The organism is Phaeobacter sp. B1627 (assembly GCF_006265095.1).
In the GTDB taxonomy this organism is placed as follows: Bacteria; Pseudomonadota; Alphaproteobacteria; order Rhodobacterales; family Rhodobacteraceae; genus Epibacterium.
Genome location: NZ_VCNK01000033.1, coordinates 1 through 19603 on the forward strand (window position 1 = coordinate 1; position 19603 = coordinate 19603).

General features: G+C 62.7%; 15 protein-coding genes. 8 read left to right on the plus strand and 7 right to left on the minus strand.

What is annotated here, in order from left to right; genetic code table 11:
• From FGE21_RS16230 to ftsH, 3 genes are all read left to right on the plus strand, one after another.
• A partial coding sequence (locus FGE21_RS16230) for an AAA family ATPase (RefSeq protein ID WP_176695468.1) occupies window positions 1-639 on the plus strand: 639 nt, incomplete at its 5' end.
• Window position 640: 1 nt separating this feature from the next.
• Window positions 641-1738 (plus strand): ParB N-terminal domain-containing protein, encoded by a 1098-nt coding sequence (locus FGE21_RS16235; protein WP_139664472.1) that lies wholly within the window; start codon window positions 641-643, stop codon window positions 1736-1738.
• Between the two features lie 213 nt (window positions 1739-1951).
• A complete protein-coding gene (gene ftsH, locus FGE21_RS16240) occupies window positions 1952-3844 on the plus strand; it encodes an ATP-dependent zinc metalloprotease FtsH (RefSeq protein ID WP_139664473.1) in 1893 nt (630 codons plus the stop codon).
• A 267-nt stretch (window positions 3845-4111) separates the two neighbouring features.
• Here ftsH and fabI read toward each other — a convergent pair whose 3' ends face one another.
• Together fabI and FGE21_RS16250 are read right to left on the minus strand one after the other, a co-directional pair.
• Window positions 4112-4882, minus strand: coding sequence for an enoyl-ACP reductase FabI (gene fabI / locus FGE21_RS16245; protein WP_139664474.1), 771 nt, complete (start codon window positions 4880-4882; stop codon window positions 4112-4114).
• Between the two features lie 6 nt (window positions 4883-4888).
• A complete protein-coding gene (locus FGE21_RS16250; protein ID WP_139664475.1) occupies window positions 4889-6745 on the minus strand; it encodes an alpha/beta hydrolase in 1857 nt (618 codons plus the stop codon).
• 192 nt (window positions 6746-6937) lie between these two features.
• Here FGE21_RS16250 and FGE21_RS16255 point away from each other — a divergent pair, with 192 nt between their 5' ends.
• Genes FGE21_RS16255 through FGE21_RS16265 form a run of 3 tightly spaced genes read left to right on the plus strand, consistent with a single transcriptional unit; the run spans window position 6938 to window position 11803 of the window.
• On the plus strand, window positions 6938-7918 hold the full coding sequence (locus tag FGE21_RS16255; protein ID WP_139664476.1) for an HlyD family secretion protein: 981 nt from the start codon (window positions 6938-6940) through the stop codon (window positions 7916-7918).
• Window positions 7915-10677 carry a ribosome-associated ATPase/putative transporter RbbA gene (gene rbbA, locus FGE21_RS16260; protein WP_139664477.1) on the plus strand — a complete coding sequence of 921 codons (2763 nt, stop codon included), beginning with the start codon at window positions 7915-7917 and terminating at the stop codon, window positions 10675-10677. The genes FGE21_RS16255 and rbbA overlap by 4 nt, the downstream gene beginning before the upstream one ends.
• A gap of 1 nt (window position 10678) precedes the next feature.
• On the plus strand, window positions 10679-11803 hold the full coding sequence (locus tag FGE21_RS16265) for an ABC transporter permease (protein WP_139664478.1): 1125 nt from the start codon (window positions 10679-10681) through the stop codon (window positions 11801-11803).
• A gap of 103 nt (window positions 11804-11906) precedes the next feature.
• On the opposite strand, the gene iolG is transcribed toward FGE21_RS16265, so the two are convergent.
• Genes iolG through iolD form a run of 5 tightly spaced genes read right to left on the minus strand, consistent with a single transcriptional unit; the run spans window position 11907 to window position 17444 of the window.
• Window positions 11907-12896: an inositol 2-dehydrogenase gene (gene iolG / locus FGE21_RS16270; protein ID WP_139664479.1), complete on the minus strand. Its 990-nt coding sequence runs from the start codon at window positions 12894-12896 to the stop codon at window positions 11907-11909.
• Window position 12897: 1 nt separating this feature from the next.
• On the minus strand, window positions 12898-13728 hold the full coding sequence (locus tag FGE21_RS16275; RefSeq protein WP_139664480.1) for a class II fructose-bisphosphate aldolase: 831 nt from the start codon (window positions 13726-13728) through the stop codon (window positions 12898-12900).
• A complete protein-coding gene (locus tag FGE21_RS16280; RefSeq protein ID WP_139664481.1) occupies window positions 13725-14582 on the minus strand; it encodes a 5-deoxy-glucuronate isomerase in 858 nt (285 codons plus the stop codon). The genes FGE21_RS16275 and FGE21_RS16280 overlap by 4 nt, the downstream gene beginning before the upstream one ends.
• Before the next feature lie 12 nt (window positions 14583-14594).
• Window positions 14595-15575 carry a 5-dehydro-2-deoxygluconokinase gene (gene iolC / locus FGE21_RS16285; RefSeq protein ID WP_139664482.1) on the minus strand — a complete coding sequence of 327 codons (981 nt, stop codon included), beginning with the start codon at window positions 15573-15575 and terminating at the stop codon, window positions 14595-14597.
• Window positions 15576-17444 (minus strand): 3D-(3,5/4)-trihydroxycyclohexane-1,2-dione acylhydrolase (decyclizing), encoded by a 1869-nt coding sequence (gene iolD / locus FGE21_RS16290; RefSeq protein WP_139664483.1) that lies wholly within the window; start codon window positions 17442-17444, stop codon window positions 15576-15578.
• Between the two features lie 139 nt (window positions 17445-17583).
• Here iolD and FGE21_RS16295 point away from each other — a divergent pair, with 139 nt between their 5' ends.
• Both FGE21_RS16295 and FGE21_RS16300 read left to right on the plus strand, forming a co-directional pair.
• Entirely contained in the window at window positions 17584-18687 is a 1104-nt protein-coding gene (locus tag FGE21_RS16295; protein ID WP_139664484.1) for a Gfo/Idh/MocA family protein, read from the plus strand.
• A gap of 19 nt (window positions 18688-18706) precedes the next feature.
• On the plus strand, window positions 18707-19600 hold the full coding sequence (locus FGE21_RS16300) for a TIM barrel protein (protein WP_139664485.1): 894 nt from the start codon (window positions 18707-18709) through the stop codon (window positions 19598-19600).
• Window positions 19601-19603 lie beyond the last annotated feature (3 nt).

Here is a 19603-nt window from a genome sequence, read left to right on the forward strand (position 1 = left end):
ATCGGCGCGCAGCTGAACCTCTATTGGGCCGAATTCCAGATCCCGGTCTGGCGGATGGGGCTGCGCAGCTGGCCGCTGTGGGATGCGCTGAATAATTTCCTGCAGGACGATGGCGTGCTGGACGACTATGACATCGTGTTCCTCGACACCCCGCCCGCGCTTGGCTATCTGACCATCAATGCGCTCGCCGCCGCCGATATCCTGCTGGTGCCGCTGGGGGCGTCTTTTCTGGAATTTGACTCGACGGGGCGGTTCTTTGACATGCTCTATTCCACCTTCGCCTCGATCGAGGAGGGCGAGAACGTTGCGCAGCGTGCGGCCGGTTTGCCTGAAATTAAGTTCGAATGGGATGTAGTACGGGCGCTGATCACGCGCTTTGACGCCAGTCAGCAGACGGACATGGCGAATGTGATCCAGGCCTATTTTGGCGATTTCATGAATGCCTACCGTCAGGATGTGACGGCCCTCGTGGGCCAGGCGGGAGAGCAGGTGAATGGGATCTATGAGGCGGATTATCGCGACTTCAACCGCGATACCTATGTACGCGGGCGTGAAACCTTCGACCGGACCTATGCCGAGTTCAAAGAGCTGCTTATCGGCAGCTGGTGGCGCGACGTTCAGATGGAAGGGGCAGAGTAAAATGGCAAAACGCAGACGACTGAGCGCCCCGGATGCCGCCGAAATCGAAAAGATCGAGGAAGGTTTCGCCGCGAAACCGGGGGTGAACCCCTTTGAAAACCCGCAATCCGGGAGCTTGCCCGGGGCGCTGGCCAAGGCACCGCCGATTGCCAAAGTTTCGGCCGAGGCGGCGCAGCTGCACGGGATGACAGCGGTGGCCGACCGGGTCGAGCAGGCCCGCGACAAGGCGGACGCCCGCAAATGGCGCGACGCCGAGGACGCGGGTCAGGCCGTGGTGATGGTGCCTTTGGTCCGGATCGACCGCGACTATCTGCGCCGCGACCGGATGCAGCTGGCCGAGGAGGAACTGCAGGAGCTGATCGGCTCCATTCGCGACAACGGCCTGCGCAGCCCGATCGAGGTGGTGGCGCTGGAGGACGGCGCCTATGGTCTGGTGTCGGGATTCCGGCGGCTGGAGGCCTTTGCCCGGCTCAACCGCAGCCGCGAAGGGTTCGAGGAGATCCCGGCCTTTTTGCGGCAAGGCACGGAGCGCGCCGAGGCCTATGTGGCGATGGTCGAGGAAAACGAGCTGCGCGCCAATCTGACCCCCTATGAACGCGGCCGTGTTGCGGTGCTGGTGGCGGGGCAGGGCGTGTTTGCCACCGTCGAGGAGGCGGTCGAGGTGTTGTTTGCCGCCGCCTCCAAGGCGAAACGGTCCAAGGTGCGCAGCTTTGCCGCCGTGCATGAGGGGCTGGGCGATCTGCTGTACTATCCGAACATGATGTCGGAAAAGGTCGGGCTGAAGCTCGCGGCGGCCTTGCGCTCGGGCGGGCAGGGGCCTCTGCGCAAGGCGTTGGCGGCGTCTGCTCCGGAAGATGCCCGCGCCGAGACCCGCCTGTTGGAGGCAGCCCTGGCCGCCCTGGACCCGGCGCCCAGAGAAAACGCCCGCGGCGGGCGCCCGCGTCAGGTCACCCGGATGGGCGCGCGCAGTCTGCCCGGTGGTGGTGATCTCAGCGCGGAAATCGGCCTCAATGCGCTGCGGATCGATCTGAAAGGGCGCGAACTGGACGCAACAGCGGTTGAGGATCTGCTGGCGCTGATTGAACGCCACCTCGGATAGGCGGAGCGGGATCCCGACACAGGATCCGTGCCCATGGTAAAATATAGCAAAATCGAGATGTGTTTTCTTGTTTGAGATCAGTGTCCGGTTCCGCGTCCGGGGATTGATCAATGTCAATCGCATCTCCCCATGACTGTCCAGAGTGTGATCACCGGACAGAAGGCCGCCCGCAAATCAGGGGTCTCTGCTGCCGCCGCCCCGAGGAAAACGACAATGGAAAAGCAAAATCAGTTCAACTGGAGCTTCTGGCTGGTCGCGGCCGTGGTCTGGCTTGGGATCCAGGCCTGGGTCGGATATCGCGATGTGATGACGCTGTCGTACAGTGAATTCCGCGACAGTCTGGACGCCGGTTCAATTGCCGGTCTGACGGTGACGGAAACCCTGATCGAAGGCAGTTTTACCGAGCCTGTGGAGGGGCGTGACCATTTCGTTGTGCACCGTGTGGACCCGGATTTCCTGTCTGAGATGGCGCAATATGATGTCGCCATCACCGGGGCCTCGGACCAGACCTGGCTGACAACGCTCTTGTCATGGATTTTGCCGGTTCTTCTGTTCTTCGGCCTCTGGATGATCCTGTTGCGGCGCATGTCCGGGTCTCAGGGGTTCGGGAGCCTCGTCAACATCGGGAAATCCAAGGCCCGGGTCTATCTGGAGACCAAAACCGGCGTCACGTTTGCGGATGTTGCAGGCATCGATGAGGCCAGGGGCGAGCTGCAGGAAATCGTTTCCTTTCTTCAGGACAAGGAAAAATACGGACGGCTTGGGGCCCATATTCCCAAGGGTATTTTGCTGGTCGGCCCGCCGGGCACCGGCAAGACGCTGCTGGCCCGCGCGGTGGCGGGGGAGGCGGGCGTGCCCTTCTTCTCGATCTCGGGTTCGGAGTTTGTCGAGATGTTTGTGGGGGTCGGGGCAGCCCGGGTGCGCGACCTCTTTGAACAGGCGCGGCAGGCGGCGCCCTGCATCATCTTCATCGATGAGTTGGATGCGCTCGGGCGGGCGCGATCTGCTGTCGGGGGCTATGGCGGCGGTGACGAGAAGGAGCAGACGTTGAACCAGCTTCTGTCGGAGCTTGACGGGTTCGATCCTCGGGTGGGAATTGTCCTTCTGGCGGCGACCAACCGGCCCGAAGTGTTGGACGCTGCCCTGTTGCGGGCGGGTCGGTTTGATCGCCAGATCGTTGTTGACCGGCCCGAGCGCAAGGGCAGGGCGGCAATCCTGAAGGTCCACGCCAAGGGCATAGCCCTCGCCGATGATGTGGACCTCGATCAGGTGGCGGCGATTACGACCGGCTTCACCGGGGCTGATCTGGCCAATCTGATGAACGAGGCGGCCATCGTTGCGACGCGGCGCGATGGCGACAGGGTCGGCATGTCGGACCTGACGGCAGCGGTGGAGCGGATCGTGGCGGGGGTGGAGCGCAAGTCGCGGGTACTGGGGGAGGCCGAACGCGCTCGCGTTGCCCATCATGAAATGGGACACGCGCTGGTTGCCGCAAACGTGTCCCATGCGGATCCCGTTCACAAGGTCTCGATCATTCCACGGTCGATCGGGGCTCTGGGCTATACAATGCAGCGCCCCACCGAGGATCGCTTTCTGATCACGTTTCGCGAGTTGAAAGACCGCATGGCCGTGTTGATGGCGGGGCGGGCCGCGGAGGCGCTGATCTTTGACGAGGTCTCCACCGGCGCATCGGACGATCTGGTCAAAGCGACTGATATCGCGCGCGAATGCGTCACCAGATTCGGCATGTCGCCGGAGGTTGGTCAGGCTGTCCTGGAGGAAAAGCCCGGCCAGTACCTCAACCAAGGCGGATCGATGCGGATGGCGCGGGACTATTCAGAACAGACCGCGCGCGAGATCGACCTGGCGGTGCGGGCTTTGCTTGAGCAGGCCTATGACCAGGCGAGGGCGGTTTTGTCGGCGCATTTGGCACAGCTCAGGGCAGGGGCTGCATTGTTGCTGGAGCGTGAGACCATCACGCCAGAGGATTTTCCGCCCATTTCACGGCCCGCGCATCCCACGGACAGCACAGGCCCATGTGGCCGGAATGCATCTGGTGACCCATCCGGCGCCCCACCCAACGCTTGCGCCCATTTCGCAGAATGATTTGGCTCAACTCTCTGACGCATGGCTGCACCGGAACCGGTGCAGGTGTTTCGCTGGATCGGACTGGAAAATAACGAAACTCAACGTGAAATCGAGGGCGCCCTTGGCCTCGGCACAGAAAAACACTCCCGCTTGCGATGGCTGGGCAGCGGAGGCACCGCAGCTCAGATCGAGGCCTGCGGCGTCAGTGAGCGCGGGTTCACAGGGAACGCAGGGCGAAGCGCCGGAACGGCCGGGCGCGCCGGGGACGGTGTCTCTGTGGTGCAGTCATGCGACCACGTGGTAGCCGCCATCGACGTAGGTAATGTCGCCTGTCACCTTGGCGGACAGATCGCTGACGAGGCCGGTGGCCACATGGCCGATGTCTTCGAGCGACACGAGGCTGCGCGTCGGAGCGCGTTTGCGGGCGTCATTGATCAAGGCGTCAAAATGGGCGATCCCCGAGCCCGCGCGGGTCTGTACCGGGCCGGGGGACAGCGCATTGACCCGGATCTGTCGCGGGCCAAGCTCAGCCGCCAGATAGCGCACCGTACCTTCAAGTGCCGATTTCACCGGCCCCATGATGTTGTAATTGTCGACCACTTTTTCCGCGCCATAATAGCTCATGGTCAGGATGCTGCCGCCGTCCGTCATCAACGGCACGGCCAGCTTTGTCAGGCGGATCAGAGAATGGACCGAGATGTCCATGGCCTCGGCGAAGCCCTCTTTCGAGCATTGGCTGACCGGGCCGTGCAGATCGTCGCGTGGGCAGAAGGCCACAGAATGCAGGAGGAAATCCAACCGCCCCCAGTCCGAAGCGATCCTGTCGAACACGGCCGCTGTTTCGGCGTCATCCTGAACGTTCAGCGGCAGGAAGATGGCGGCCTCCAGCGCCTCTGCCACGGGCGCGACATAGGGTTTTGAGGTCGCGTTGGCATAGGTGACGGCAAGGTCGGCCCCGGCGTTGCGGAAGGCATTGGCGCAGCCCGCAGCGATGGAATGTTCATTGGCGATACCGACAACCAGCCCGCGTTTGCCCTTCAGGAGAGTATGGGTCATAGCTGCTTACTCCTGCAAGACATAGGTGCCTGGTGCATCACATAGCGGGGGATAGCCGTGGTCGGGCGCCCCAAGGGGCGGCGGCGTTGTCGGCGCGCCCGACTGTTCGGCCAGCCAGTCGGTCAGCGCGGGCCACCATGATCCCTCGGTCGGGCGTATCTCGGCCATCCAGCGATCCGGGTCGATATAGGACGCGTCTTTTGTGCCCGACGCGATGCGGTAGTGGCGGCGCGGGTGCCCCGGTTCCGAGACGATGCCCGCATTGTGCCCGCCGCTGGTCAGAACGAAGGTGACGTCGGTGTCGGACAGCAGGTTGAACTTGTAGACGGAATGCCACGGCGCCACGTGGTCGCGTTCTGTCCCGACCAGAAACACGGGCGCGCGGATATCGGAGACGGTCACCGGGGCTTTGCCGACCTGGTAGCGCCCCTCTGCCAGATCGTTGTTCAGATAGAGCCTGCGCAGATATTCGGAGTGCATCCGATAGGGCATGCGCGTGGCGTCCGAATTCCAGGCCATCAGGTCGATCATCGGGGTGCGCTCCCCCATCAGATAATCATGGATGATATAGGACCAGATCAGATCGTTGGAGCGCAGCAGCTGAAAGGTTCCCGCCATTTGCGATGTGTCCAGATAGCCCTGGTCCCACATCATATCCTCAAGGTAGGTCAGCTGGCTTTCGTTGATGAAGAGCTGCAGCTCTCCGGCTTCGGTAAAATCCGTCTGTGCCGCCAGCAGCGTCAGGGTCCGGAGCCGGTCGTCCTGGTCGCGCGCCATTGCGGCGGCCGCAATCGACAGCAGCGTGCCGCCCAGGCAGTAGCCAACCGCATGCACCTTTTCGTCGGGAAGGATGGTCTGCACCGCGTCCAATGCGTCCATCACCCCATGGGTCACGTAATCGTCCATGCCCAGGTCTCTGTCCCCGGCATCCGGGTTCATCCAGGAGACCATGAACACGGTAAAGCCCTGAGCGGTCAGAAACCGGACCATCGAATTCGTCTCGCTCAGATCAAGAATGTAGTATTTCATAATCCAGGCGGGCACGATCAGGATCGGCTCGGGTCGCACGGTGTCGGTGGTTGGCGCGTATTGGATCAGTTCGATCAGCCGGTTGCGATAGACCACCTTGCCGGGAGTGGTCGCCAGGTTCTCGCCAACCCGGAATGCCTCTGCGCCGACGGGCTTTTCGCCGGTGGCCAGCCGGGTGGCGTCCTCCAGATAGTTCTGCCAGCCACGCACAAGGTTCCATCCCCCGTCCTGAGCGGTCTTTTGCAGCACATCGGGGTTTGTCAGGATGAAATTGGACGGAGAAACAAAATCAAGAATCTGGCGCGAGACGAATTCCATGACGTTTTCGTGCTGTTTGGTCATGCCAGCGACGCCGGTCGTGGCGTTGTGCCACCATTGCTGGTTGAGCAGAAAGGTCTGGTGGATCAGATTGTAGGGCCAGGCCTTCCAGGCATCGCTGCGGAACCGTTTGTCCTGTGGCAGCGGTTGAATACAGGTGCGGGGGCTGTCCGGATGGCTGGCGCAGGTGGCCGCATAGCTGGCCAGTTTCGCAGATTTCTTCGCGGCCTTCTCAAGAAGCTGAAGCTGCTTGCCGGGCGCGGATGCGAGATGCAGCGCCCAGTCCGAGCAGGCGGCGGCAAGCGCGATCGGCGACAGCCCTGCCGTAGACTTTGCGATTGCGGCCTTGAGCCCTTTGTCCAGAGCCTCTTCCAGCGTTGTGTGCGCCTGCGAAACCGGCATGCTGTCCGGGTCCGCGCCGACAGGCTGCACCAAAGACCGCGTCAAAGGCTGCGGGGCCTTGCGGGGCGCTGCTTTGGGCTTGGACGGTTCATGAAGTGTGGTGACGCTCGCCATGTGATGGCCTTTCCGGGAATCCTGAGATGCACGATCTGGTTGCGTATGATCTCTGATTACTGCGGCGGGACTGTCGCCGATTGATCTGTGTCAATCCGCGAACGCCTACAGATGGCAGATGCGGGGCAGGAAAGGGCGAACGGCGCTTCGTTCGCCGGGTGGGGCAGGAGTGGTCGCGATGGGTGACAAAGAATGAAACGGGTTTGGTCTATCCTTGTGATCGCTGGTTTGCTGCTCGCCGGGGCAGGGGCCTATTGGTGGCAAAGCGCCATGGCGCCGACGCTCCCGGAGGGCATCGCCGCATCCAACGGGCGGATTGAAGCGGGGCGGATCGGGATCGCGACCCGGCTTTCCGGGCGCATCGACGAAGTGTTCATCGACAAAGGGGATTGGGTGGAAGCGGGTGCTCTGATTGCGCGTATGGATACGCTGGAGCTGGCGGCCGAGCTGCATGCGGCGCAGGCACTGGTGCGTCAGGCGCAGCAGCAGAAACTTCAGGCAGAGGCCCTGTTGCGTCAGCGCCGCTCGGAGGGTGTCACGGTGCAGGCGGAATTCAATCGGGTTTCCCAGCTTTTTGAGGACGGTTTTATCAGCGAGGCGCGGCTGGATGGCCAACGCACGGTTCTGGAAACGGCCCAGGCCGCCCTTGCGGCGGCGGAGGCAGGCATCCCGCTGGCCGACGCGACGATTGCGGCGGCCGAGGCATCTGTTGAACGGCTGCAGTCCCTGATCGACGACGCCAATCTGACTGCGCCGCGCGCCGGACGCGTGCAATATGTTCTGGCGCAGGAAGGCGAAATTCTGGGGGCGGGGGGGCGTGTTGCAACGCTGACCGACCTGTCGGACATGTATATGTCGATCTTCCTGCCGACGCGCGCTGCCGCCCGGCTGGCCATCGGTGCCGAGGCGCGGATCATCCTTGATGCGATTCCCGAATATGTCATCCCGGCCACTGTGACCTTCGTTGCCAGCTCGGCGCAGTTCACCCCCCGCTCTGTCGAGACAGAGGAGGAACGCGACGGGCTGATGTTTCGGGTCAATCTGACCATCGCGCCCGATCTGCTGATGACCTATCGCGACCGCGCCCGCGCCGGCGTTCCGGGCATGGGGTATGTGCGCGTTGACACCGATGCCGACTGGCCCGCAGAGCTTGCCGTGAAGCTGCCGCAATGACACGGCCTGCCGCCATTCAGCTGTCAGGCGTGACCCATCTCTATGGCGCAATTGCCGCGCTCGACGATGTCAGCCTTGATGTTCCGGCAGGCTGCATGGCGGGGCTCATCGGTCCGGACGGGGTGGGGAAATCCACGCTGCTGGCGCTCTCTGCCGGGGTGCGGCGGCTCCAGACCGGCGGGCTGCAGGTTTTGGGCGCCGACATCCGGGACCCAGACCATCGCAGGGCGTGCAATCACCGCATCGCCTATATGCCGCAGGGGCTTGGGCGGAACCTCTATCCGACGCTGACGGTTGCCGAGAACCTTGATTTCTTTGGCAGACTCTTTGCGCAACCGGCCGCGGAACGGCGCGCCCGCATCAGGGATCTGCTTCTGGCCACAGGTCTTGACCCGTTTCCCGACCGCCCCGCAGGCAAGCTGTCGGGCGGCATGAAGCAGAAGCTGTCGTTGTGTTCCGCGCTGATCCACGACCCGGATCTGCTGATCCTTGACGAACCGACGACGGGTGTCGACCCGCTGTCGCGCGCGCAGTTCTGGGATCTGATCGACCGGATCCGGGCCGACCGCCCCGGGATGAGCGTTCTGGTGGCGACGGCCTATATGGAAGAGGCTGAGCGTTTCGACTGGCTGGCGGCGATGTCCGGCGGACAGGTTATTGCCACCGGCAGCCCGGACGAATTGCGCGAAAAGACCGGACAGGAGACCCTGGACGGAGCCTTCATTGCCCTGCTGCCCGAAGAGATGCGCTCCGGTCATGCAGAGGTGGTGGTTCCGCCCTTCGTGCCTTCGGGTGATGGCCCTGCCGTGCAGGCGATCGCGCTCACGCGCAGGTTTGGGGATTTCACTGCCGTCGACAGGGTGGATTTTGAAATTGCCAAGGGCGAGATCTTCGGCTTCCTTGGCTCGAACGGCTGCGGCAAGACGACCACGATGAAGATGCTCACGGGCCTGCTGCCTGCGAGCCGGGGCGAAGCGTTGCTTTTTGGCGAACATCTGGACGCGGGTGATATGCGGACGCGTCAGCGCGTCGGCTACATGTCGCAGTCCTTTTCGCTCTATTCGGAACTCACCGTGCGCCAGAACCTGGAACTGCATGCCGAACTGTACCGCATTCCCGCCGACGCACGGGCTGCGAGGGTGTCCGAAATGCTGGAGACCTTCGAACTCTGCGCGGAGGCGGATGCGCGGCCCGAGGCCTTGCCGCTCGGGATCCGGCAACGGTTGCAGCTGGCGGTTGCGGTGATCCATCGCCCCGAAATTCTGATCCTTGACGAGCCGACGTCCGGCGTCGATCCGATTGCACGCGACGCCTTCTGGCGGCTTCTTGTGGACCTGTCCCGCGGGCAGGGCGTGACGATCTTCGTCTCGACCCATTTCATGAACGAGGCGGAACGCTGCGACCGGATTTCGCTGATGCACGCGGGCCGCGTCCTGACCGTCGGCACCCCGCACGAAATAGTCGCAGCGCGCGGAGCACAGAGCCTGAACGCGGCTTTTGTCAGCTACCTGCGCGAGGCTGGATCGGAGGCTGAAGCGGAAGCGGGACCGGTGGCCGGAGCAGAGGCCGGAGACCCTTCGCAACCGGTTTCGGCGGTGCCGCCCCGCGCCACCCGCAAAGGGGAGGGCCCGTTTGATCCGTTGCGCATCTGGGCATTCGCGCGGCGGGAGGCGACAGAAATCATGCGCGATCCGCTCCGGCTTGCTTTCGCCTTGCTTGGGCCCGTCCTCCTGATGCTGACCTTCGGCTACGGCATTTCGTTTGATGTGGAAAATCTGCCCTATGCCGTTGCGGATCAGGATCAGAGCGCCGAAAGCCGTGCGTTGCTGCAGGCCTTCTCGGGTTCGCGTTTCTTTGAGGAACACTCCGCCGCCCTCGGCAGGGCGGAACTGGATGCGCGTCTGCGCGCGGGCGAGATCGCCATCGCCCTTGAAATCCCTTCCGGGTTTGGACGTGACATCCTGCGCGCAGACCACCCCCCCGAGATCCGCGTGGCCATTGATGGGGCCATGCCGTTTCGCGCCGAAACCGCGCGCGGCTACCTGCAGGGGCTGGCGCTGTCCTATATGGAGGAACAGACCGAACGCACCTATGGCGAGGTCATCAGCACAACCGGCGCCGGGATCGAGACACGATTTCGCTACAACCAGTCCTTCGAGAGCGTGAATGCCATGGTGCCCTCGGTCATCATGATGATGCTCGTGCTGATCCCGTCGATGATGGCCGCAATGGGTGTGGTGCGGGAAAAGGAAACCGGCGCTATCGCCAATTTCCGCTCGACGCCGGTGACGCGGGGCGAGTTCCTTCTGGGCAAGCAATTGCCCTACATCGTCATCGCCATGATCAGCTTTGTCACGCTTCTGGCCATGTCCTACTTCGTGTTTGGCGTCGGGATCAAAGGCTCGGCAGTGACGCTGTTCACGGGGACGTTCCTCTACATCCTGGCGACCACGGGCTTTGGTGTGCTGGTCTCCACATTCACCAGAACGCAGGTCGCGGCGACCTTCGCGACCGCGGTGATCGCCATTATCCCGGCGGTCAATTTCTCGGGGCTTCTGGTCCCGGTCTCATCGCTTTCGGGCGGGGCGCGGCTTTTCGGGCTCGCCTTTCCAGCGGCGTGGTATCAGCAGATCAGCATCGGAACCTTCACCAAAGGTCTCGCCTTTTCAGAGCTTTGGCTGAACTTTATGGCCTTGGGCCTGTTTGCGGTTCTGTTCCTCACGGCTGCCATCGTTTTGCTCAGCAAGCAGGAGAGGTGATATGGGACGTTGGCTGATCAACATCTGGCGTCTTGGGGTGAAAGAACTGCGCAGCCTGTCGGCCGATCCGATATTGCTGCTGCTGGTTGCGTATATGTTCAGCTTCGCCATTTATGCCGTCGCCACCGGGGCCAGAACCGAAGTCCGCAATGCTGCTGTCGCCTATGTCGATCTCGATCAGTCCGAGCTGACCGGGCGCATCGTGGATGCCATTCTGCCGCCCGAATTCGAGATCCCGCAACGGATCGCCCTGCCGGAGTTGGGGCAGGTCATGGACCGGGGCACGTTCGTGTTTGTCCTGTCCTTTCCGCCACGGTTCGAGGCGGATGTGCTTTCGGGCGCATACCCGTCTGTGCAACTCAACGTGGATGCAACGGCAATGACGCAGGCGGGCAACGGATCGATCTACCTGCAACAGATCATCGCAGCCGAGATCCAGCGGTTCATCACCGGGGATGACGGTTCCGAAAGCGGGCTGATTGACCTTGTGGTCACGGCGCAGTTCAATCCAAACCTGCAATCCATCTGGTTCACCTCTGTGATGCAGATCATCAACAACGTCACCATTCTGGCCATCTTGTTGACGGGTGCTGCCCTCATTCGGGAACGGGAACATGGCACGATCGAGCATCTGCTGGTGATGCCGGTGACCGCGTCGGAGATCATGCTGGCCAAGATCTGGGCCAATGGCCTCGTGATCGTGATTGGCGCGATCCTGTCGCTTATCTTCGTGGTGCAGGGGGTGCTGGATGTGCCCGTTGCGGGCTCTGTCCCGGTCTTTGTCGCAGGCACAGTTCTGTACCTCGTCTCGGTCACGGGCCTTGGCATTTTGTTGGCCACATTCACAACGTCGATGCCGCAATTCGGCCTGCTGGTGATCCCGGTTCTGGTGATCATGAACCTGTTGTCGGGGAGCACCACGCCGATCGAGAGTATTCCGGCCTGGCTGCAAACGCTCATGCAGGCCGCGCCCTCCACCCATTTCGTCGCCTTTTCCCAGGCAATCCTCTACCGTGGCGCGGGGCTTGAGACGGTTTGGCCTGAAATCCTGAAGATGGCTGCGGTGAGCATCCTGTTCTTTGTGATCGCGCTGATGCGATTTCGGCAGACGATGGCGCGCCCCTAGAACATTGCGGGAGGCGGAGCTTTGCGGCTCCGGCGCCTGGTTGCGGGTGGTTTTGCAGGCTTTGGCAACCGCCACCATGATGAGATCCGGCCCTCCGCCTCAGTCAGCCCACGTGGACTGCCCTGGCCTCCTCGAATGAGCGCGTCGCGGCGTCCGCCAGAAGCTGCGCGCGCAAGCCATCCTCAATTCCCGGTGAGATTTTCGTCCGGCCCGCCACGGCCGCCACGAAATAGGACATCTCGGCCCGAAACGCGGCCTCATATCGTTCGAGAAAGAAGTGCTTTGCCGGGGCCTTTGTAAAGCCCGCAGGCGTGGCGACCTCGACGGTGTTTTCCAGCATGTTCTCGGCCCGTAGCATGCCTTTTTCGCCATGCACCTCGATCCGTTGATCGTAGCCGTAGCTGGCGCGCCGGGAATTGGTGATCTGGCAGATGCGGCCGCTTCTTGTGGTCAGCGTGACCGCTGCGGTGTCCACATCGCCGGACTGGCCAATCTGTGGATCGACGAGCGATGCGCCCACCGCATAGACGGTCACGGGCTCTTCACCGAGCAGGAAGCGGGCCATATCGAGGTCGTGGATCATCATGTCGCGAAACAGGCCGCCGGAGCTTTTGATGTAGCCGATGGGGGGCGGTGACGGATCGCGCGATTGGATTGTCACGATTTCGACATCGCCGATTTCGCCGGATTTCAAACGGGTCTGGAGACTGGCAAAATTGGGGTCGAAGCGCCGATTGAACGCGGTCATGAACGCAACGCCTGCGGTCTCGACCGCCGTGATGCACGCGCGGATCCGGTCGGCCGACATGTCCACCGGCTTTTCGCAGAAGATCGCCTTGCCGGCGCGCGCAGAGGCCTGGATCAGGTCAAAATGGGTGTCTGTCGGGGTGCCGATGACAACGGCATCCACCTCGGCGCTGGCAATGAGGTCTGCGGCCCCCATCGCCGCCGCGCCGGTTCTGTCCGCCAGCGCCCTGGCCGGCGCGTCAAAGGCATCGGCCACCGCAGTGACGCGAACACCGTCGATCTGGCTGATGGAGCGGGCGTGCACCTGCCCAATTCTGCCGCAGCCGAGAAGTCCGATATTCAGCATGTCATGCCCCTTTGAAGGCCTGCAGCACGGTACGGGTGGCCGCGACCAGCGGCGTGTGGGTCTCGCGAAGGATCTGAACCCGGTCAAAGCGATCCGGATCGCTGTTCACCGCAGAGCGCAGCGCGGTGCCAAATGCCATTCGCAGCTCTGTCCCGATGTTGAACTTGCAGATGGCCGAACCATGCGCGAGCGCCCGGCGCTGAGCCACCGGCACGCCGGAACCGCCGTGGATGACCAGCGGAACCTGCGTGACCGCCTCGATGGCGCGAATGCGGTCCTCGTCCAGGCCGCCTTGTTTGTCCTGCTGCAGATGTACATTGCCGACCGAGATCGCCATCGCATCCACCCCGGTCTGGCGCGCGAATTGCTCTGCTTCATCGGGGTCGGTGCCGGCAGAGCCTTCGCCGCCGGAATAGCCGACAAAGCCGATCTCGCCCTCACAAGAAACGCCCGCCGCACGGGCCATTTCGACGATCGCCGCCGTTTCATCGATGTTTTCCGCCAAAGGCTTGCGTGAACCGTCGAACATCACCGAGGTGAAGCCGCTGTCGATGGCGATGCGGCAGTCCTCGGCTGTATAGCCATGGTCGAGATGTGCCACCACGGGCACCGACGCGCCTTCGGCCAGATGCCGGAACATCGCTCCCAGCACCGGCAGCGGCGTGTGGTCGCGACACGACGGGCCGGCCTGCAGGATCACCGGCACAGCCTCGGCTTCGGCGGCGGCCACATAGGCGCGCATGTCTTCCCATCCCAATGTCACCAGGCCTGCCACAGCATGACCTTCGCGCAGGGCCGGTTTCAGAACGTCTGCAAGGGTTACAAGGGTCATTTGAACTTTGCCACCATGTCCATGATGCCGGGGATCGTGTGCAACTGCTCCGCATGGGTCGGCTGGAAGTATTGTTTCAGCGAGCGTTGCGACAGACCCCCGAGGATGGTGAAATAATACATCTCATAGCCGGGCAGGGCGCAGCACGGGTGGTAGCCCTTGTCGATCAGCACCGTCGAGCGATCCATGATGTGATAGGCATCGCCCGGCTCATTGTCCGCGCGCTGCAGCATCTGCAGGCCGGAGCCCTTGTTGGGTTTGAAGCGGAAATTGTAGGTCTCGTCGTGGCGCGTTTCAATCAACGCGCCGCTGTCGGCGCGGCGGTCGGTGTCGTGTTTGTGGCTCGGGAAGCCTGACCAGCCGCCCGCCCCCACGGTGTACAGCTCACTCACCAGCAGGCGACCGACCTTGTCATGCTGGTTGGCGCCGAGGATGTGCTTGATCTTGCGATGGGTCTTGGTGTCGTCGCTGCCATATTGCACGAGGTCAAGCTCGGCCTCGCGAATGTCGAAAGGCTCCAGCACCTTGTCATATTTGGCGCCGGCAACAAACACCTCTGCCGTGTCGCTGACACAGGTCATCCGGGTCCTGGCACCGGAGGGCACATAGACCCCTTCCGGCTCGCCGTCCCAAACATCGACGCCGCGGTTGCCGAGCCTGTCAAAGCCCGCCCCGTCCACATCCACATCGACGGTTCCGGTCGCGGGGACGATACAGGTTTCATAGCCCGGCACGGCATAGTCGAATGTTTCGCCTTTCCGGAGGGTGACGATATTGAAATAGTTCAACGGCACCAGGTCGTGATTGGCGTCAACGATGGGTTTGTTCTGGTTGTCATGCGGCGCGATATGCATCCTGGATTCCTCTCAGACGTCCGTAGGGCCCGAGCGCTCTGCCAGAAAGGCGTCAAGCTCGGAAGTGGTGGGCATGGCGGGGGCGCAGCCAGGCTGGCTGACGACGATGGAGGCGCAGGCAGAACCGCGCAGGACCGCGTCCTTCAGGGTGCGGCCTCCGGCGATTGAGGCGAGGAAACCCGCCATGAAGCTGTCGCCCGCGCCGTTGGGTTTGATGGCCGTGACCGGGTAGATGCCGGTACGGATTTCCGCGCCATCCGCCAGCGTCAGGGCGCCTTCGTGGCCCATCTTGTAGATCACCATCTTGCCCTTGGCGGCCAGTTCGCGGGCCTTGTCCAGCCCCTTCTCAATGCCGCCCGCCATAAAGCCGAATTCTTCGTCGTTGCCGACAATCAGGTCGCTTTCCTCACCGGCGCGGGTCAGCACTTCGGAGGCAACCTCGGCCGAGGGCCAGCTATAGGGGCGATAGTCGATGTCAAAAATCACCGGCAAGCGGGCCTTGCGGGCATTCTCAAACGCGCGGAAGGTGGAGCCGCGCGAAGGCTCCGCCGCAAACACCGTGCCTGCGGTGATCAACGCGCCGAAATCAGCGTAGTTCACCCGGTCGACGTCCTCCTCCGTCACCTGAAAATCCACCGCGTTGTTGCGATAGATGCAGAGCTGGAATTCCTCCAGAACGCTCTCATAGACCGCGAGCGAGACGCGGTATTCGCCGCCCAGGACCTTCACATACTGCGTATCCACGCCGTAGTGGCGCAATCGGTTGGTGCAGAAGCGTCCGACATTGTCATCACTGACCGAGGTGATCAGCGCCGATTGCATCCCGAGCTTGCAGAGCCCGGCGCAGATATTGGCCGAAGAGCCCCCCAGATCGGCCCTGAACATCTCGGCCTCGTCGGCGCGGGTGCCCGGCGGATCCGCGAACATGTCCATGCCCGCCCGTCCGAAGACCGCGAAATTGCCCTTGCGGATCCCGTCAATCAGCGCAGTCATCTAGACGCCCCGCCGTTGCTTGGCTCGGGAGGATTCCCAGTCCTGATGTGCCACGCGCACCCGGTCACTGTCTGTCACATGCGGCGTGCCGACCTCCCACCAGGCGTGGCCTTCGGTGGTCCAGCCTTCGTAGGCGTCGACATCCATCACGATCACATAGCTCCTGTCCGATGCCTTGGCCCGCTTGAAGGCCTCGCCCAGTTCCGCCGGGTTGGCGACCTTCTCGGCCTTGGCTCCCATCGAGGCGGCATGGGCCACGAAATCCACGCCGAACGGTTCCGGGATGGTCGGGCAATCTTCCAGCAGGTTGTTGAAACTCTCGTTGCCGGTATTGTTCTGCAGCTTGTTGATGACCGCAAACCCACCATTGTCGAGCAACATCACGATGAGCTTCTTGCGGCTGAGCGCCGAAGAATAGAGATCCGAGTTCAGCATCATGTAGGATCCGTCACCGCAAAAGGTGATGGTGTCCCGTTCGGGTTCCCGCTCGGCCTGCGCGATGCGGGCCCCCCAAGCGCCCGCGATCTCGTAGCCCATGCAGGAGAAGCCAAATTCCACATCCACGGTGCCGATATCCAGCGTCCGCCAGTTGGCGGTGACTTCGGCAGGCAGACCGCCGGCCGCAGCCACAATCCGGTCGCGGGGATCGCAAAGCGCGTTCACCACGCCGATGGCCTGCGCGTAGGAATTGGGCCGGTTGCCGGGCTCGATGTTTTCGGCAACATATTCATCCCATTTGCGGCGCTCGGCCTGCGCGAAACCCACCCAGCTGTCCGGCGCCTTGTAGGCCAGCGCCGCGTCAAGCGCCGTCAGAGAGAGCCTGGCATCGCCCACAACCGTCAGGGAGCGATGTTTGGCCGCGTCATGGCGCGCGGCATTGATGCCGATAATCTGCGCGTCCTTGGCAAAGGCGGTCCAGGATCCGGTGGTGAAATCCTGCAGCCGCGTGCCAACCGCCACGATCACATCGGCTTTTTCTGCGATTGCGTTGGCGCTGTCGGATCCGGTCACGCCGATCGGGCCGATGTTGAGGTCATGTGTCGCCAGCATATTGGCACGGCCGGCGATGGTCTCGACCACGGGGATCTGATGCGCCTCGGCAAAGGTTGTCAGCTCCTTGACCGCACGCGAATACTGCACCCCGCCACCGGCGACGATGATCGGACGCTCGGCGCGTTGCAACGCCGCGACCGCATCTTGGATCTCGGACAGATCGGGCGCCTGACGGCGGATGCGGTGGACGCGACGTTCGAAAAACACCTCCGGGTAGTCATAGCTCCAGCCCTGCACATCCTGCGGCAGGCCAATGAAGGCGGGGCCGCAATCGGCGGGATCGAGCATGGTGGCAAGTGCGGCGGGCAGGGACTGGATCACCTGCGCCGGGTGGCAGATGCGATCCCAATAGCGGCTGCAGGGCCGGAACGCATCGTTCACGCCGAGGGTCGGGTCGTAGTAGTTCTCCATCTGCTGCAACACCGGATCGGGCAGCCGCGTAATGAATGCATCACCGCACAGCATCAGCATCGGCAACCGGTTGGCATGGGCCAACCCGGCGGCGGTCAGCAAGTTGGCGGTCCCCGGTCCCGCGCTGGCGGTGCAGAACATGAAACGCTGGCGCAGCCATTGCTTGGCATAGCCCGCGGCGGCGAATCCCATGCTGGTCTCATTCTGGCCCCGGTACAGCGGCAGCTCCTCCCGCAGGCCATAGAGCGCCTCGCCGAGGCAGGTCACATTGCCATGCCCGAAAATGCCAAAACCGCCCCCGCAGACCCGGAGTTCTTCGCCGTCGATTTCGATATACTGATTGGCGAGCCAGCGAATGATCGCCTGGGCCGTGGTCAGCCGGATGGTGCCGTCTGTCGTCGTCATGTGAGCGATCCCTCCCCTGGAAATCCTGAACGTCGGTGAAATGACGCTTGCGAGATGTCTAGACTCAAGATACACCGTTTGCAACCGGTTGCAAACTGAAAACGCGTCCGGTGATTGCCGGCGAGGGGAGGGCAGGGAAATGGCGGAAATCGGAGTGGGCATTCTGGGCGGGGGCTACATGGGCAAGGCGCATGCGGTCGCCATGTCTGCGGTGGGCGCGGTTTTTGACACCGCCCTCAAGCCGCGGCTTGAGATGGTTTGCGCAACCTCTGAGCAAAGCGCCGAACGGTATCGCGCGGCCTATGGCTTTGCACGGGCCACCGACGATTGGCGGGTGTTGGTGGAAGACCCGAAGGTCGAAGCCATTGTGATCGCCACGCCGCAGGAAACGCACCGCCGGATTGCGGAGGCGGCCTTCTGCCTCGGCAAGCCGGTGCTCTGCGAGAAGCCGTTGGGCGCGTCGCTGGAAGACAGCGCGGCCATGGTGGCGGCGGCCGAGTCTGCGGGCGTGGTCAACATGGTGGGATTCAACTACATCCGCACCCCCGCCAGCCAGTTCGCGCGCAAGCTGATCGCCGATGGCACCATCGGCGAGATCACAGCTTTCCGGGGAGAGCACACGGAAGATTTCTATGCTGATCCCGAAGCTCCGGCGACCTGGCGCACCAGCGGCATGGCCAATGGCACCATGGGCGATCTGGCGCCGCATATGATCAATGGTGCGCTGGCTCTGATCGGGCCCATTGCAAAAGTCATGGGGCTCTACGAAACCGTTCACGCCGCCCGTCCCGGCGGCGCGGTGACCAATGATGACCACGCCCAGATGATGTGCCGGTTTGAAAACGGGGCCATGGGGCAGATGTATTTCAGCCGCGTGGCCACCGGGCGCAAGATGGGCTACGCCTATGAAATATCAGGGACAAAAGGCGCGATTCGCTTTGATCAGGAGGATCAGAATGCGCTCTGGCTCTATCGCATGGACGGGCCGGAGGAGATCCGCGGCTTTACCAAGATCCTGACCGGCCCGGCGCATCCGGACTATGAACATTTTTGTCAGGGGCCGGGGCATGGCACCGGATACCAGGACCAGATCATCATCGAGGCCAAGGATTTCCTGACCGCCATCGCAGGCGGCGAACCCCGCTGGCCCACCTTCCGCGACGGGCATGAGGTCAACCGGGTCATCGCCGCCACCCTGGCCTCTGCCGACAGTGACACATGGAAAGACATCAACGATTTTTGATGATGGGAGACATCGAATAATGACGATCAGAATTGGCAACGCGCCTTGCTCATGGGGGGTCGAATTCGCCGAGGACGCGCGCAACCCGACATGGCAGCATGTGCTCAAGGAATGCGCCGCTGCCGGGTACAAGGGTATCGAGCTCGGCCCGGTCGGCTTTATGCCCGAAGATCCTGCCGAGCTGGGCGATGGCCTGGCCGAAAATGGTCTGGAGCTGATCGGTGGCGTGGTTTTTCGCCCTTATCACGACCCGAACGCATGGGGCGATGTGCTGGATGCAACGCATCGCACGGCCAGGGTGCTGAAGGCCCATGGGGCCAAACACATGGTGTTGATCGACTCGATTTCACCGCGCCGTGCGCCGACCGCCGGCCGTGTCGGCGAGGCCGAGCAGATGGACCGCGCCGAATGGACGGCCTACCGTGACCGCATTGCGCAAAGCGCGCGTATCGGCACGCAGGAATACGGGCTGACCGTGGGCATCCACGCCCATGCTGCGGGGTTCATGGATTTTGAGCCGGAGCTGGAGCGACTGCTGGATGAGGTCGATGAATCGATCCTCAAAATCTGCTTTGACACCGGCCACCACTCCTATGCGGGGTTCGATCCCGTGGCCTTCATGACGCGTCACATAGGGCGGATTTCCTATATGCACTTCAAGGATATTGACCCAAAGGTAAAGGCAGGTGTGATTGAGAACCGCACGGGATTCTACGACGCTTGTGGTCAGGGTATCTTTTGCAACCTGGGGGAGGGCGACGTGAATTTTCCCGCCGTTCGCCAGTTGCTGCTGGATGCGGGCTTCGAAGGCTGGTGCACGGTCGAGCAGGACTGCGATCCGACGCTTGATCCCGACACGCTGGGGGACGCCCGCAAGAACCGCGAATATCTGGAATCCATTGGCTTCAACTGAGGG

Coding starts and splice junctions, on each gene's coding strand:
- FGE21_RS16275 (WP_139664480.1), bottom strand. CDS start 13,728: ATGACCCTTGTAACCCTTGCAGACGTTCTGAAACCGGCCCTGCGCGAA.
- FGE21_RS16255 (WP_139664476.1), top strand. CDS start 6,938: ATGAAACGGGTTTGGTCTATCCTTGTGATCGCTGGTTTGCTGCTCGCC.
- iolD (WP_139664483.1), bottom strand. CDS start 17,444: ATGACGACGACAGACGGCACCATCCGGCTGACCACGGCCCAGGCGATC.
- rbbA (WP_139664477.1), top strand. CDS start 7,915: ATGACACGGCCTGCCGCCATTCAGCTGTCAGGCGTGACCCATCTCTAT.
- FGE21_RS16235 (WP_139664472.1), top strand. CDS start 641: ATGGCAAAACGCAGACGACTGAGCGCCCCGGATGCCGCCGAAATCGAA.
- FGE21_RS16280 (WP_139664481.1), bottom strand. CDS start 14,582: ATGCATATCGCGCCGCATGACAACCAGAACAAACCCATCGTTGACGCC.
- FGE21_RS16295 (WP_139664484.1), top strand. CDS start 17,584: ATGGCGGAAATCGGAGTGGGCATTCTGGGCGGGGGCTACATGGGCAAG.
- FGE21_RS16265 (WP_139664478.1), top strand. CDS start 10,679: ATGGGACGTTGGCTGATCAACATCTGGCGTCTTGGGGTGAAAGAACTG.
- FGE21_RS16250 (WP_139664475.1), bottom strand. CDS start 6,745: ATGGCGAGCGTCACCACACTTCATGAACCGTCCAAGCCCAAAGCAGCG.
- fabI (WP_139664474.1), bottom strand. CDS start 4,882: ATGACCCATACTCTCCTGAAGGGCAAACGCGGGCTGGTTGTCGGTATC.
- FGE21_RS16300 (WP_139664485.1), top strand. CDS start 18,707: ATGACGATCAGAATTGGCAACGCGCCTTGCTCATGGGGGGTCGAATTC.
- iolG (WP_139664479.1), bottom strand. CDS start 12,896: ATGCTGAATATCGGACTTCTCGGCTGCGGCAGAATTGGGCAGGTGCAC.
- ftsH (WP_139664473.1), top strand. CDS start 1,952: ATGGAAAAGCAAAATCAGTTCAACTGGAGCTTCTGGCTGGTCGCGGCC.
- iolC (WP_139664482.1), bottom strand. CDS start 15,575: ATGACTGCGCTGATTGACGGGATCCGCAAGGGCAATTTCGCGGTCTTC.